Here is a 15,411-nt window from a genome sequence, read left to right as displayed (position 1 = left end):
AAATAAAAAGGAGGATTTACAATGTTTAATGATTATGAGGTTCAAGTTATTGCGAAAGAGAGAGTTCGAGAATTTGAAGGGTTAATGAAAGAACAAATCTTAAGGAACCCAGCAAAGCACACAAAGAAACAAATTCCGATTTTCAAACAGGCAACAGTTCAAACCGACTGCTGCCAAGCGGCTTGCTGTTAAGATTAAACTGAAAGATGCAGACACTGACCGAATTTTCATTCAAGGGAGGAACAAAATGAATCAATTTAAGAATAGCGCCTTGCCAGTCGCAATTATTGGCGGTGGCCCTGTAGGACTCGCTGCAGCTGCTCAATTATTAAAAAAAGGGGAGAAGTTTATCGTGTTTGAAGCCGGTGCTTCAGTTGGTTCAAGCGTGCTTGAGTGGGGACACGTCAAAATGTTTTCTCCATGGCAATACAATATTGATAAAGCGGCAAAAGAATTCCTTAAACAATCCGGCTGGAAATCACCGGATGTCGAGAAGATACCAACCGGCCGTGAACTTGCAGAGGAATACCTGCTGCCACTATGGAATCTTCCTGAAATGAAGGAGCATGTCATATTAAATGCTATAGTAGTTGGTGTCACTAAAAAAGGGCACGATAAATTAAAAGATGCCCAAAGAGAAAATGTTCCATTTCAAATTTATGCAGAGGTAGACGGGGAAACAAAATTATTTGAAGCAAGAGCTGTTATTGATTCATCCGGAACATGGAAGAATCCAAATCCGATTCTTTCTAATGGAATTTGGACAAATGCAGAAAGAAGATTAAAAGATCAGATTTTCTATGGCATTCCTAATGTACAGGAACTGGAAAATAGATATGCGAATAAGAATGTGATGGTTATCGGAAGCGGCCATTCAGCGATTAATGCTCTACTTGATTTAGCACAATTACAAGAAAAACATTCCGAAACAGCTATCTACTGGGTTCTCCGCAAGAAACATATTGCAGAAGTGTATGGCGGCCAGGAAAATGATGGCTTACCGGCTCGCGGAGAACTTGGCATTAGAATTCAACAGCTTGCAGAATCTGGAAAACTAACTATTTTAACACCGTTTTATGTAACCGAAATAGCTTCCCAAAATGGAAAAATTAATATAATTGGGGAAATAAACGGGGAGGAAACGTCAGTCGGCAATGTAGATGAAATAGTCGTAAGCACTGGATTCAGACCCGATACCTCGTACATTGGCGAAGTCAGACTAAGCCTAGATTCAGCTGTTGAAAGTGTAGAGGCTCTTGCCCCGCTTATTGATCCGAATATTCATAGTTGCGGAACGGTCAGGCCGCATGGTGAAGAAGAATTAAGACAGCCAGAAAAGGATTTCTATATTGTTGGTATGAAAAGCTATGGAAGGGCACCAACCTTCCTGCTCGCAACAGGGTATGAACAAGTGAGATCAGTTGTCGCTTATCTGACAGGCGATTTTACCGCTGCGAAAGAAGTCCGGCTGGAACTCCCTGAAACAGGAGTGTGCAGTGTGAATCTAAAGAATTGCTGTGATGAAACTATGACTCCTGATACAGTAACTTCTAATGACAGCTGTAAATCAGCATCCTGCTCAGAAAAGGAACCTGCTTTAACCAATTCATGCTGCGGAACTAGCGCCCCTGTGAAAATTGAGATTAAAAGTAAATCCTGCTGCTGAGGAAAATAAAGAAAAAAAAACACGTTCACAATTCAAATTGTGAACGTTGTTTTTTTTCTATTTAAATTAAATTAATAGATTTTCTAATTTTAAATATAAAATGAGCAATGTGCCTATTACTATTAGTAGCCTCCATAACCTCCACCGTATCCATACCCTGGATAATATGGATAATATGGGTATGGCGGATAGAAGTAATATGGGTAATATGGGTAATATGGTCTGCGTCGCCGTCTTGGACGCGGATAATAATACTGTCTTAAATCCATATCAGAAATTTGTTCCTGATCGAACTGAGGCATTTGATTTGCATTAATCATTTGATAGTCCAACATGAAAACCTCCCTATGTTTCTACCTTACTTTATGCATGCCTTATAAGGAAAGAGTATGTCCTTTAAGACCATGTTGCCTGTAGAACAAGCCTCTTTTAGAGTAAGACCCAACTAAGTGATTATCTCCGATAGCCTCGAAGTATGCTTCAAATAGGGTTCTAATCGGCATGATAATAGGTACGAACAGCAAGAAGCACCGTTCCAGGAAGAACGGTGCTGCAGGGTTACTATATAACTTTATTCATCTTTCTTATCTTTGTCTGCATCCTCTGTATCTTCTACAGGATCTTCAGGATCGGGATCTCTGTCATCTTCATCATCATCAGTTATTGTATCATTTTCGTCAACGCCTGGAAGTGTATCGTTGTCACCTTCATCATTTGTGTCGTTTTCATCAACGTCTGGCAAATTATTATCGTCTCCATCATTTGTATCGTTCTGATCCACGTTTGGAGGCGGATTATTGTCACCATCGTCATTATTACATCCCGCTACCATAGCAGCAGATAGAAATAATGCTGTTAAAAGTTTTAACCACTTTGTATTCATATTCAATACCTCTTTCCTTTTTAGTTTAAAGGTATTGTTCTCCGTTTCCCGATTTTTATTCAATTGTAAAAAATGGTACTTAAATTAAAAGACTCACCACAATCGGTGAGCTAGGAAAAGTTATTTATAAACTTGTTGTTCCACTATATCCATGTCTGTGGGGGGCAGTTCCATCCACGGTGGTAACACCACTAAACTCATGATAATGCCCGCCCCCTTGATATGGGATAGCGGGTCCAGTAACTCCTCTAATTTGATGTCGATGCCCATCGTTGATAGAAGTGAAAGTAAAGTATCTGTGTGTATGTTGCACTCCAGTTGGTGCTGGTTCTGTTCTGCCAGCATATCTGTGACTGTGTCCGCTATTAAAAGAGGTGACTCCTTTAAATTCATGGACATGGGTAGACACTGGTCTTCCATCCCATGAGGTAATATAAAGGTGGTGAGAATGCATAGGATCTGAATCATTTGAATGATACATAAATCCAGAAACAGGAATTTCCATCCGTAACACTCCTTTTTATTTTAAATATTGTAGAGTTATAATATAAAAAGGAGCAGGCATTTAGAACACACATTATCAAGGAATAGACAGTCCAAAATCAGAGACAAAAGAAGTAGTATAAGCAGGCAAAAACCTTTCCTTTGAAATGTGGCATGGCAATGATTATCACAGATCAAGCTCGTGATATATTAAAACAAAAGTTCCAAAAACATTCGTGTATTTTTTGCTGGTTATGGATGAGGGCAGCCTCAAGTAGGACTTGATCTGGATGAGCCAGAAGCAAATGATAAAATTTTTTTAATAAACGAAATACAGGTTGCGATTGACCCAATGATTGAACCAAGTACACATGACCTTACTCTTGATCTTAGCGGAGACAAAAAGGGGATTGTGTTGTTAGGAAATACAGGTCATTGCTGTTAGGAGCATAAAAAAAGAGCCATTGGCTCTTTTTTTTATACCGTAATATATGGGGTCACTATAAAGTTTCGCTATACGTTGTCTATACTTTTGAAATGATGGTAAACAATCGGACAAGGTGGCTTTAGCTGGTACGGTGACGGTGTCAACTAAAGATCATACTAAAACATTACAGAATGCTTTATATGTTTTAAATTAACGGTTCAATTGCAAATAGGATTGTAAAAAACAGTGAAAGCACCAATAGGCAGCCAAATAATGCGAACAGGTATGGACTAGTTTTATGTTCGTATATTTGCAGCATTAAAACTGAAATAAGGATTGCAATACCTATGAAAATCATCATTTTAGGGTTCCAGGTTAAGGCAACGGAAAATTTTGAGTCCCATTCTTTACCAGTAATAGCTGTTATCATTGGGCTTGTTCCTGCATTATCAATGGATTCTGAAACGTTCTTTGGCGGCACAGATTGACTCATAAACGCTGTGACTATAAATACAACAAATATGACGATACTTTCTGCTCTTAGCCATTTTATATTCATTTGTCTTTTTTGAACAAAGCCGTTAATGAAAGCAAATATTAATACTAAAGAGTACAACAAATGCTTTAACAAAAGTGCTTCGCCATAAGGCAAGAGCCAGGAATTCCAGTACTCAGGAACGGTATACTTCATAAGGATGATACCCGTAACGAGAATCAGAAGTACACAGGAAAATGCGAATGGTGTAAACCATTTTCTAAACACGTCCCAGTTTGAGTCTGCTGTTGATTTCCAGCTAATGATAAATAATATACCTGTCCAAAATGCCATAGATATGAAGTGTATCGTATTAGCCAAATAACCCCAAATTGGAGATAGTGCAGCAATATGGCCAGACCAATTTACAATAAATGCAAGCAAGCTTACCCACATAAGAGTAATACCAGCGTTCAATCTTGATGTTTGAATATCCATATTCAAGAAAAATAAAACCAGAAAAATGGATACTATAACAGCCACCAGCCAAGTTGATCCCGTTCTGGAATGCAATAAAACACTTGTCAGGACGGCTGAAATATCCCGATTAGCTGAAAATTGAAAAAGGATGTCTAACACTGGAACAAATGCCAGCAATGGAATAAGCAGTGCCAGCATAACACGGCACCGATTTGAAAAACGGATCGGTACTTTCTTATTCTCAGGTAAAGAAGCTAAAAGACAACTCCCTAGCAACATGGAAAAACAAAGATATAGAGCTGCATCTGATAACGTAATAAGCCAGGTCATTTATTTCTTTTTCTTACCATAACCAAGATTATTCCCCCGACAATTACAACAGCCACAACCACTATTAGCAAAGTTGAAACACCGTTTGTTTCCCTCTCATCCTGAACGGCAGTTGAAGGGCTAGTATTTGATTCTTCTTGCTTTGGATCTGCTTTTTCCATTTCTTCAGGCTCAGTTTCATCTTGTGATTTCTGAGTTCCATTAGTATTCGGGACGGTTGACGGTTCGTTGGCTACTTGAAAAGCAAAATCGCCTTCCATCGGATGCCCATCCTCAGAAACGATATTATATGTAACGGTAATGTTTCCCTTTGGAAGAGGATTTACGAGTTCCCCGGTTAACGTTTGCCCTTTAACATTTACAGTTTTTAATTCTAATTCCTGCCCATTTCCATCCTTTACAGCCATGGTGCTTATATCTTCAATATTACCTTCAAAGAACAGTGTAATTTCTTTTGTATTTTCCTGTACAATGGAGTTAGCTTCAGGCTTTGAGCTTTCGATTCCTGTATGGGCAAAAGCAGAAGCAGGGAGGACTAAAAGAGAAATAACTAACAAAAAATATAATATAAATTTCAAATGAATCACCTCAAAATTATTATTTTGTTTTGGAGAACCTTTCAGGTTTCCGCTGTTACTGGATGTGTTTCCTTTAAAAAATGCGAAACTCCTTAAATGCGCTCACCGACATTTAAAGATCATTTCTTAGAATATCCTGTATTTCCCCTATGCTTATAAAACTTTGTAATTTGGCACCTTGTTCATTGTAGAGATCAAAAAATATCAAGTCAATCAAAAAAAAATTTTCTCTCCGATTTTTTTCAAACTCTAAAAACCTCACAAAGACTTCACATTTCACCTGTAAGATAGGTATTTATTTATATAGAAATTCCTTTAAGGAACGAGGGTTTGAAGTGTGAATAGTATAACCGTAAATAGTGAAAACCTTTTTACAGAAAGAAGGAAATCAGATTGCGGAAGCTGCTAACGGAAGGACGCTTTGGACAAGAATCACAACAGGATGCCAGACCTTTTAATTGTAGATGATTTCATGATGCCATTTATGGATGGTCTTTCGTTTGCAATAGAAGCAAGAAAAGACCATGGCTGAGCTGAACAAGGAAACAACGTTAAATGTCAAGGTAACGCAGGGAAAGAAAATGTAGAAGATGCAGATGAAGTAAAGTTTGAAATTTGGGATGCTGACAAGGAAAAGAAAAGTATTATGTTAAAGACAGATCATAAAAAAGAAGGAATCTATACTGCTAAAAACACCTTTACAACCGGCGGCATCTATTATGTACAATCACACGTAACGGCTCGCAGCCTTCATTCAATGCCAAAGAAAAAGATACATTGCAGGTCAAGTTTCAGAAGCTGCCTTGAAAGAGCTTGAGGAAAATGAAGCTCATGCTATGCATGAAAGCAAAGAGGGTGGAGGCCATCACTAGTATTGTAAGATATTTTGATAAAGGAACCAGCCGAACTAATTATAGTTCGGTTTTTATCATCTGTTAGTGAAAGAAATACCATCCAAAATAAAAAAGAACGCTCATCTTATCGCGTTCTTCCGCCTTCCGCTCCAATCAACATAGTGGCAAAATCAACAATGAGATTTAACAAATCCAAATTATTTTACGGAATTGACAAAAAAATCTCTTTTACATATAATTCAGACAGCAACTTTTTGGGGGAGAGCCATTTGAAATTATCCTGGGCAGATTATATAAGTATAGCCATTCATCAGACTGATTTAACGCTAACAAGCTATATTAAAAATAAGTTAGCGCCTTTTAATCTTGCTCCCGAACAAAATCTAATTCTGATGCTTCTTTGGGAACAGGACGGTTTATCTCAAAATGATATTGCTGAAAAGCTGGATAAAGATAAAACGAATATCGCTCGAATGGTGTTAAACCTGGAACATAAGGGTTTTATTGAAAGGACCATCAGCCAGCACGACCGCCGCTCATTAAAAGTTTATTTGTCTGATAAAGGCTGTGCACTTGGCAATGAAATTATTCCTATAACCGAAGAGTTTAACCAGCTTGTTACTAATGGCGTTACAGAAGATGAGTTAAAGGAATTTAGCAGGATCCTTACAAAAATGAGAAATAATGTACGGTAAATTTTTGGAACAGAGACTAATAATATTACCAAAAATTTCTTCGGGCAAAAAAGTTGTTACAACAAATTTTTATATGATAATATGATGCTGTTGTTGCTTAACATAATGAAAAACATAGGGATATGTAAATGAAAATCGAGACTGAGGTTCACGGAACCTGAATCGGTATTTATTTTCGAGGAATTTTAGTTGTTGTAGCAACATCTTAACTTAAGAGCTTTTGCCGAATGTAAGCAAAGGTTTCACTATTATCTAAAACAAAGGGGAAAATACTTATGGTTAACTTTAAAGACTTTACAAAACAATTTATCAATGGCGAATGGGTTGAAGGAAACGGAGCCAAATCAATCGATGTCCTAAATCCGTATGACCGTTCCACATTGTATTCTGTTAAGACTGTTACAAAAGAAGATATAGATAAAGCAATGATCACTGCACAGGCAGCTCAAAAGGAGTGGGCTAAAACCACTCCCGAAGAAAGAAAAGAAGTACTAAGAAAAGTAATCTCATACCTGCAAGAACACAAAGAAGAAATTATCGATATTTACACTTCTGAAACAGGCGGAACTGTTCTTTCAGCAAATATCGCCCTTCAAATTACTTTTGAAGAATTGGAAGAAGCTATTAAGTTTGCTGATGAAGTGAACTTAATGAAAGAAGTTCCTGCTATGATTGAAGGAAAAGAAAATCATGTTTATCGTGTGCCAATTGGAGTCATTACATCAATAACTCCTTTTAACTTCCCGCTGAATTTGTCAGTGCGGACGATTGCTCCTGCGATTGCACTTGGTAATGCTGTAGTTCACAAGCCGGATGTAGCTACTGGCATCACAGGCGGTGTTATCCTTACTAGAGCATTTGAAGAAGCAGGGCTTCCGGCAGGAGTATTAAATTTATTATTAACTGATCCTAAAACAGATGGAACTGGTGACTATCTGCTTGAGCACCCAATTCCAAGGTTTATTTCCTTTACAGGCTCAACCGCTGTAGGCCGTCATATAGGTGCAATTGCCGGAAGAAACCTGAAAAAGGTTGCATTAGAGCTTGGCGGAAACAATCCATTTATCGTGTTATCTGATGCCGATGTTGATCGTGCTGTTGATGCTGCTATCTTTGGAAAATTCGCCCACCAAGGACAAATTTGCATGGCTACGAACAGATTTATCGTACACAAAGATCTTGTTGAAGAATTTACTGCTAAATTTGTTGAAAGAACGAAGGCACTTCCATATGGTGATCCAAAGGATCCTGCTACAGTGGTCGGACCTCTTATTAATGAAAGACAGATTGAAAAAGCACAAGCGGTAATTGAAGATGCTAAAAATAGCGGGGTCAAACTCGCCCTTGAAGGAAAGCGTGTAGGAAATGTTTTAACACCTTATGTGTTTATAGATGTAAAAAATGAATCTGTCCTTGCGCAAACTGAGATGTTTGCTCCAATTGCCATGATCATTCCTGTTGATAGTGATGAAGAAGCTATCGAAATCGCATCAGAAACAGAGTATGGCCTTTCTTCAGCGATATTCACACAGGATTTTGAAAGAGCTGAACAGTTTGCCCTGCAAATTGATAGCGGCGTAACTCACATTAACGACCAAACTGTAAATGCACAGCCTGATATTCCGTTTGGGGGTAATAAAGCATCTGGGGTTGGCCGATTCGGTAATCCTTGGCTAATTGAAGAATTTACAACAACAAAATGGGTATCGGTTCAAAAGAAATATCGTGAATTTCCTTTTTAATTAGACTATGTTAAAGGTCTTTGTTTATCTTGATACTATGTTTATGTCTAGCTGCAGCGCCCAGCCCCTCGAGTGTTGTAACCAAGAGCCGTTACAACCTTGGTCATAAGCCAATCGCTTCGGAAAGCAAATAGCGCCTTCTGTCAGCGCTTGTCTTATGCTTGTCGGACTTGCACAGGGATGTGCTGGCGTCGACGTTTGGCACAGGACGTGCCAGAACTTAGTCGACGTTCCTTTGTCATGACGTGGGTCAGAACGGCGTTGCCACAGGAGGAAGGTTGTAACATGGTTTTTGTTACAACACTGGCGACTTTAGCCGTTCTTCCTCTGACCAGGGCGCTTTCGCTTTTCTATATTGGAGCGGAAGGCGCGGGACTCCTCGAAAATGCATCCGCATTTCCTTCGTGCGGTCTTTGTTCGAAGATGTTCCCTTCAATGTCCTGCGGGGGAAGCGGAGCAAGGGAGACTCAGCAGGCGGTAAACGTGAGAGGTAAAATCGAGTGCCTGAAGCGGTACTCAACAGCCTATTTAACAGAGCTTTAAATTAAAGTGAGTAGTTGAGTTATCAATATTTCGAAGCTCTCCATTCAACCTGGAGAGCTTTTCCTTTTTAAGCTAAGAAATACAGAAAGAGGTTTATACCGTGACAAAAGCAAAACTTTGGACTAAAGATTTTATCAGCATTTCTTTTGCCAGCTTTTTTATTTTTCTTATCTTTTATATGCTTACAGTTACACTTCCTGTCTATATAACAGATGAATTACATGGAGATGGAAAGGATATTGGCCTCGTCATTACAATCTTTGTAGTATCTGCCATCATCCTGCGGCCGTTAACAGGGAAGTGGCTGGATTCTATTGGACAAAAAAAGATATTAATCATTGGTGCAGGGACCTTTTTAGCCGGATCCCTTCTATATTTTACAGCAGACTCGATCAGCAGCTTGCTGATAATAAGAATTATCCACGGAATAGGATTTGGTATGGCTACTACTGCCACTGGAGGAATAGTAGCGGGCATTATACCAAATGAGCGGCGCGGTGAGGGGATGGGCTATTATTCAACCTTTATGAATTTAGCCATGGTAATTGGCCCATTTTTGGGTCTTACCCTTATAGGGATTACAGGTTCTCATTTACTTTTCATAATGTGTGTGATTTTTTCCGTTTTAGCCCTAGGATGCTCTTTCATGTTAAAACTGCCGGAAACCGGCATTCTGCCGGCAAAAACATCGAAAACGCCAAACGGACTTTCGGACTTTTTTGAGAAAAGTACACTCCCCATTGCTATGATTGCTTTCGCACTTTCTTTTGTGTATTCAGGAGTCATTTCTTTCATTTCAGTCTACGCAAGAGAGTTAAATTTGATGGGGGCATCCAGCTTTTTCTTTGTTGTCTATGCCGTTTTTCTTTTAATATCACGGCCTTTTACTGGAAAATGGTTTGATCAATATGGAGAAAACTTTGTAATTTATCCTTGCATCATTTTTTTTAGTACAGGCGTCTTATTTCTTAGCCAGGCTTCCTCAGGAATTACACTCTTACTGTCGGGGGCATTTATTGGTTTGGGATTCGGTACACTCGTCTCTTGTTTTCAAACAATAGCCGTACATTCTGCCCCTGAAGGCCGAAAGGGAATCGCAACTGCCACCTTTTTTGTTTTATTTGATTCCGGATTCGCTTTTGGTTCATTCGCATTGGGAATAGTTGCTATGCATACTAGTTACCAAACAGTTTACTTATTGGGATCCATTATTGTTTTAATATCAATCGGTTTATATCATAAACTTCATGGCAGAAAGGCAAAGCAGAAAAATCGTGCTTTAGAAGAGAAAATGTCTGCGTGATATATGAGGTGAATTGCTTCATTTCATGAAAAAGTAACTAATGGATGGCAGCATAGGACTTGTCAAACTAAATATTGTATATTATATTTTTAAATATACAATATTTAGTGCTTGACTATTATCAAAAATACTAAATATAGATAACTACCAATAATAATGGTGTCTATTAAGACTTAATAGGGAATCTGGTGAAAATCCAGAGCTGTACCCGCAACTGTAATTGCTGACGAAATAATCATATCCACTGTCCTAGGACGGGAAGGGATTAGAGTAGAAAGAAGCATTAGTCAGGAGACCTGCCATTTTTTAGCGTGTTATCTTCTTCGGGAGCTGGGAAGATATAACGGGGGTACTCTAACTATTACAGTGAATTCGTGCTGTTTTTCTAGATTATTCTGCGTTTATGTAACCCATCTTCCTAGATGGGTTTTTTGTTTTATATAGAATTTATTAAAGGGAAACAAATAAACCTTCGAAGATGTATATCGATTTATCAACAGAAATGAGGAAAAGGTTGTGGAAGAGAAGATATCTCCAAGTGTATTCAGAACGATACAGACAAAGTTGGTGTTACCGCCAGATACAAATCATATGGGAACAATCTTTGGATTACTTAAGAGCCCAAGAGCGAAAACAAAGAAGATTGATATTAATGTAGTTTACAAAAGGAGAAGAGAATATGAGTGTTCAATTTCATTCAGAAATGGATTCAATTTCGGAAGCCATTAAAAGAGCCTCTGAAAAATATAACCTTGATACGGCGGTAATTTTTAAGAAGATAACCGGTCTCGCGGAAGCTTCCAGATACGAACAGTCCCTTCTTTATGCATTAAATCAAATATCAATGGAGGAGCCAAACTGGACTTTCCTTGCAGCAAATCTATATTTAACGGAGATATATCATAATGCTTCAAAGATAAGGGGATATGAGAGTGAAAGAAAATACGGTGATTTTTACTCTCTTATCGCCGAATTAACTAGTATAGGAATTTATTCTGAGGATCTATTGAATGATTACACAAAGGAAGAAATTGATATTTTATGTACTGAAATTGATCCTGAGAAAGACCATTTATTTAATTACATAGGTTTATTTTTACTGTCAGATCGATATCTTGCCAAGGATTATGAAGGTAACCTTTATGAATTACCTCAGGAACGTTTTATGATCATTGCCATGACATTGATGAAAAATGAACAAAAGGATAAAAGGTTATTACTAATAAAAGAGGCATACTGGGCCTTGAGCAACTTATATATGACTGTTGCCACACCTACTCTTTCAAATGCCGGGAAAAGCTTCGGCCAGCTTTCATCATGCTTTATTAATACAGTTGAAGATTCTTTAGATGGTATATATTTAAATAATTGGGATATTGCCAGGTTAAGTAAAGATGGGGGCGGAATAGGTGTTTACCTTGGAAAAGTACGTGCCCTGGGATCAGATATCAAAAAATTCAAAGGTAATTCATCAGGAGTTGTACCGTGGATCCGGCTTATAAACGATACGGCTGTAAGCGTAGACCAGCTTGGACAACGACAGGGAGCCGTTGCCGTTTATCTGGATGTATTCCATAAAGACATCATGAATGGATTCCTGGACCTTAAGACGAATAATGGAGACGAAAGGCGAAAGGCACATGATATTTTTACAGGAATTTCAATTCCGGACTTATTTATGAAGAAGCTTGAGGAAGTGGACGGAAGCGGCAGAAGTGTTGGAGAATGGCATACCTTTTGTCCCCATCAGGTAAAACAAATAATGGGATGGAAGGATGAAAGGGGAAACCCGCTTAGCCTGGAAGATTTCTATGATGAATTTGATCAAAATTACTTTTCGGAAAAGTATCAAGAAGCTGTAGACAACCCTCTTTTGCCACGAAAAACGTACAGGGCTATGGATATAATGGCGAGAATCATGATTTCTCAATTAGAAACCGGAACCCCCTATATGTTTTACCGAGATGAAGTAAATCGGCAAAACCCTAACAAGCATCTGAAGGCTAAAGGGCGTACATCTATATTTTGCAGCAATTTGTGTACTGAGATTACACAGAACATGTCTGGGTCCAATATTGTTAAAGAATATACGGATGAAGAGGGCAATATTGTCATTGTCCGGCAGCCTGGAGATTTTGTTGTTTGCAATTTATCATCTATTAATCTGCCAAAAGCGGTGAAAGAAAATGTATTGGAAAGATTGATCTCAATACAGATGAGAATGCTGGATAATGTCATCGACCTAAATTCGATCTCAGTTGGACAAGCAGAATTGACGAACAAAAAATATCGGGCAGTAGGCTTAGGCACGTTTGGCTGGCACCACCTATTGGCATTGGAGGGAATATATTGGGAATCGGAAGAAGCTGTCTCTTATGCTGATAAGTTATATGAGGAGATTGCCTACCATACAATACACTCTTCTATGGAACTAGCAAAGGAAAAAGGAGCCTATAGTACTTTTAATGGTTCCGAATGGCAAACTGGCCGTTATTTTGAGCGCAAAGGCTACAAAACTGCCAAATGGATTGAATTAAGGGAAGAAATTGCAAAATATGGTGTCCGTAATGGATGGATGATGGCTGTTGCTCCAAACTCATCAACAGCAAAGATTGGCGGTTCTACTGATGGAATTGATCCTTTGTATGCAGTCGAATATGCAGAGGAAAAGAAAAATTTTAAATTTAAAGTAACCGCACCGGATCTGGATCATAACACATACAACTACTATCGCCGTTCCAGGCATGTATTAGATCAGACTTGGAGTATCCGGCAAAACGCAGCCCGCCAGCGGCATATAGACCAAGCAATTAGCTTTAACCTCTACGTCCGCCATGATATTAAAGCGAAAGACTTATTACATCTCCATACGGAAGCATGGAGATATGGGTTAAAAACCACCTATTATGTGCGAAGCACTTCTCAATCCGAAGTTGAAGAATGTGAGGCTTGCCATAGCTAGTGAACAAAATATGAGGAGGTATTATCTTTGTTGGAACATAAAACATTGTCCAAAATTAAGCTATTGAATCCTGAATATCCAAATAAATCTACCGGGGTTATTAACGGAGAGTCTTCAGGTATTCTTAACTGGAACGATATTGCATACCCCCAAATGTACGAATTGTATCAAACTCTGCTATCCAACTTTTGGAAGGCTCAGGAAATTAATATGCAGGACGATATTAAGCAGTGGGATTTCTTAAGTAAACATGAGCAAGACGTATTTTTACGGATCAATACACAGCTTGCATCACTCGACAGCCTGCAAACTCCGACAATGAGCCAGGTGATGGATTATGTGTCAGATTCCAGTTTCAAGGCTATTTTTGCAGTTATTTCTCAGCAGGAAGCAGTTCATAATGAATCATATTCCTATATACTAAGCTCGCTCATTCCCCTGGATGAGCAAAATAACCGGTTTAATCAGGCCAAAAACGATCTGATTGTACGGAAACGAAATAAACTCATATTGGATGCTTATGAGGAATTTAGACAGAACCCTAACCAGCAGTCGTTATTCAAATTATGTGTGAACTCTATAAATCTTGAAGGCATTTATTTTTATGCTGGCTTTGCTTTTTTCTACCATTTGGCCCGCCATCAAAAAATGCTTAAAACCAGTACAATGATCAGCTATATTCAGCGGGATGAAATGCAGCACGCCTACTTTATTTCCCAGTTTATCCGTATTCTCTTAACCGAGAATCCTCATCTTAATACCGATGAGAATATTGAATATATTTATCAAACAATTAATACGGCTGTGCAGCTCGAAAAAGAGTGGGCCCATTATATATTAGCCCAAATAAAAGGGATTGATTTGGCTGAATTCGAAGGGTATGTCGAATATCTGGCAAACAAGCGATTAAGACAGTTTGGACTTAAAAATCTTTATGAAGAAAGAAAGAATCCAATGCCATGGATTCAAGTTTTTGGAGATGAGATGATGAATGAAACAAAATCCGATTTTTTTGAACAAAAATCCAGAACCTATACAAAAGTTTCACATTCCAATGGCTTTGATGAATTGTAGATGAAAGCTGCGATTGTTTATACTTCAATTACAGGAAACACGAAAGAATTAGCCGGGGACCTATATCAAATTTGCCTCAGTAAGTCAGTCGACACTACAATTTATAAAATAGAAGAGTTTCCTATATCTCGTCTAACTGAATTCCAGGCTTTTGCTATTGGTTCATATACATGGGGAAATGGAGAAATCCCAAAAGAAATGCTGAAGCTTTATAGAGGATTTCAAGCACAAAATAGAAAGGACATCACTACAGCTGTGTTTGGGACCGGAGATAGCTTCTATCCTAACTTTTGTGGTGCAGTTGATCTTTTTCGGGACATGCTATACGTCCACACGAATTTAGCTGCAACACTGAAAGTTGAACTGCTTCCGCAAAAACAGGATTTTCTCCGGTGCCAGAAGTTTGTGGAATTGCTGACAAGAGAGCTAGTATAAAAATTAGATTACTCTACACAATTTTCTCGGAATCAACTCTAAACCTTAGCCATAATTCTAAAAGGCTAAGGTTTTTTTAATCACCTGTTAATAATATGTCCGAGAATTTTTCTAGGGAATATCCCTTTGTCACTCGTTGGAAAAGGGATAACTAAGTACTATATATTCCAGATTAGTTGTACTACTTTTGATGATTCAAATTTATCCTTAATGGATGAAAGTATGAAATGAAAACAATAAAGTTAATTAATATTTCTCTTGGAATAATTTGCAGCGAAGATCTTTTTTAACAAAGCAGGAAAATGTCTATTTTTGTCGAATTAGAAAATATCCATAAAATATTAAATAATAAAATATAAACATTATAAATGGATAGCTTAAGAAACATTATGCTAATCGATGATATTATTTATATATGTTTATTAACACGAAAACAATGGGGGGTGTAAGCATGAAGTTCGCTATGATCTTTTAATAAGAA

14 protein-coding genes, 2 pseudogenes and 1 riboswitch are annotated in these 15,411 nt (G+C 38.1%); of the genes and pseudogenes, 11 read left to right on the top strand and 5 right to left on the bottom strand.

Annotation, left to right across the window (positions count from 1 at the left end; all coding sequences use genetic code 11):
- Window positions 1–21 precede the first annotated feature (21 nt).
- Window positions 22–192 carry a hypothetical protein gene (locus tag CVD28_RS27970; protein ID WP_180954057.1) on the top strand — a complete coding sequence of 57 codons (171 nt, stop codon included), beginning with the start codon at window positions 22–24 and terminating at the stop codon, window positions 190–192.
- Window positions 193–247: 55 nt separating this feature from the next.
- Window positions 248–1,666, top strand: coding sequence for an NAD(P)/FAD-dependent oxidoreductase (locus CVD28_RS08050; protein ID WP_101591855.1), 1,419 nt, complete (start codon window positions 248–250; stop codon window positions 1,664–1,666).
- A 122-nt stretch (window positions 1,667–1,788) separates the two neighbouring features.
- Here CVD28_RS08050 and CVD28_RS08045 read toward each other — a convergent pair whose 3' ends face one another.
- The 5 genes from CVD28_RS08045 to CVD28_RS08025 form a co-directional block, all read right to left on the bottom strand.
- Window positions 1,789–2,001, bottom strand: coding sequence for a hypothetical protein (locus CVD28_RS08045; RefSeq protein ID WP_180954055.1), 213 nt, complete (start codon window positions 1,999–2,001; stop codon window positions 1,789–1,791).
- A 236-nt stretch (window positions 2,002–2,237) separates the two neighbouring features.
- Window positions 2,238–2,549, bottom strand: a complete 312-nt coding sequence (locus CVD28_RS08040; protein WP_101591854.1) for a hypothetical protein — start codon at window positions 2,547–2,549, stop codon at window positions 2,238–2,240.
- A gap of 124 nt (window positions 2,550–2,673) precedes the next feature.
- On the bottom strand, window positions 2,674–3,054 hold the full coding sequence (locus CVD28_RS08035) for a YmaF family protein (protein ID WP_101591853.1): 381 nt from the start codon (window positions 3,052–3,054) through the stop codon (window positions 2,674–2,676).
- A 610-nt stretch (window positions 3,055–3,664) separates the two neighbouring features.
- Window positions 3,665–4,744 (bottom strand): copper resistance D family protein, encoded by a 1,080-nt coding sequence (locus tag CVD28_RS08030; RefSeq protein ID WP_101591852.1) that lies wholly within the window; start codon window positions 4,742–4,744, stop codon window positions 3,665–3,667.
- Window positions 4,741–5,322: a copper resistance CopC family protein gene (locus CVD28_RS08025; RefSeq protein ID WP_180954053.1), complete on the bottom strand. Its 582-nt coding sequence runs from the start codon at window positions 5,320–5,322 to the stop codon at window positions 4,741–4,743. Before CVD28_RS08025 ends, CVD28_RS08030 begins: the two co-directional genes overlap by 4 nt.
- 556 nt (window positions 5,323–5,878) lie before the next feature.
- Between CVD28_RS08025 and CVD28_RS29235 the strand changes: the two are divergent.
- The 9 genes and pseudogenes from CVD28_RS29235 to CVD28_RS07980 form a co-directional block, all read left to right on the top strand.
- Window positions 5,879–6,139 (top strand): annotated as a pseudogene (locus CVD28_RS29235) (FixH family protein); the annotation flags it as partial.
- 306 nt (window positions 6,140–6,445) lie between these two features.
- Window positions 6,446–6,871, top strand: a complete 426-nt coding sequence (locus CVD28_RS08015; RefSeq protein WP_101591946.1) for a MarR family winged helix-turn-helix transcriptional regulator — start codon at window positions 6,446–6,448, stop codon at window positions 6,869–6,871.
- Between the two features lie 275 nt (window positions 6,872–7,146).
- Window positions 7,147–8,613, top strand: a complete 1,467-nt coding sequence (locus CVD28_RS08010; RefSeq protein WP_101591849.1) for an aldehyde dehydrogenase family protein — start codon at window positions 7,147–7,149, stop codon at window positions 8,611–8,613.
- A gap of 285 nt (window positions 8,614–8,898) precedes the next feature.
- The gene (locus CVD28_RS08005) at window positions 8,899–9,156 is read left to right on the top strand and encodes a hypothetical protein (protein ID WP_101591848.1); all 258 of its coding nucleotides are present in this window, start codon (window positions 8,899–8,901) and stop codon (window positions 9,154–9,156) included.
- A gap of 100 nt (window positions 9,157–9,256) precedes the next feature.
- On the top strand, window positions 9,257–10,459 hold the full coding sequence (locus CVD28_RS08000) for an MFS transporter (protein ID WP_101591847.1): 1,203 nt from the start codon (window positions 9,257–9,259) through the stop codon (window positions 10,457–10,459).
- 140 nt (window positions 10,460–10,599) lie between these two features.
- A riboswitch (cobalamin riboswitch) is annotated at window positions 10,600–10,777 on the top strand.
- 198 nt (window positions 10,778–10,975) lie between these two features.
- A pseudogene (locus CVD28_RS28640) lies at window positions 10,976–11,068 on the top strand (acyl-CoA thioesterase); the annotation flags it as partial.
- A gap of 70 nt (window positions 11,069–11,138) precedes the next feature.
- Window positions 11,139–13,421, top strand: coding sequence for a ribonucleoside-diphosphate reductase subunit alpha (locus tag CVD28_RS07990; RefSeq protein ID WP_101591846.1), 2,283 nt, complete (start codon window positions 11,139–11,141; stop codon window positions 13,419–13,421).
- A gap of 27 nt (window positions 13,422–13,448) precedes the next feature.
- On the top strand, window positions 13,449–14,495 hold the full coding sequence (locus tag CVD28_RS07985; RefSeq protein ID WP_101591845.1) for a ribonucleotide-diphosphate reductase subunit beta: 1,047 nt from the start codon (window positions 13,449–13,451) through the stop codon (window positions 14,493–14,495).
- Complete coding sequence (locus CVD28_RS07980) at window positions 14,496–14,930, top strand: flavodoxin domain-containing protein (RefSeq protein ID WP_101591844.1); 435 nt, start codon at window positions 14,496–14,498, stop codon at window positions 14,928–14,930.
- Window positions 14,931–15,411 lie beyond the last annotated feature (481 nt).

The organism is Bacillus sp. M6-12 (assembly GCF_002860285.1).
Lineage (GTDB): Bacteria > Bacillota > Bacilli > Bacillales > DSM-1321 > Peribacillus.
Note: the sequence above shows the minus strand (reverse complement) of the source record. Positions and strands in the feature narration are given on the sequence as shown.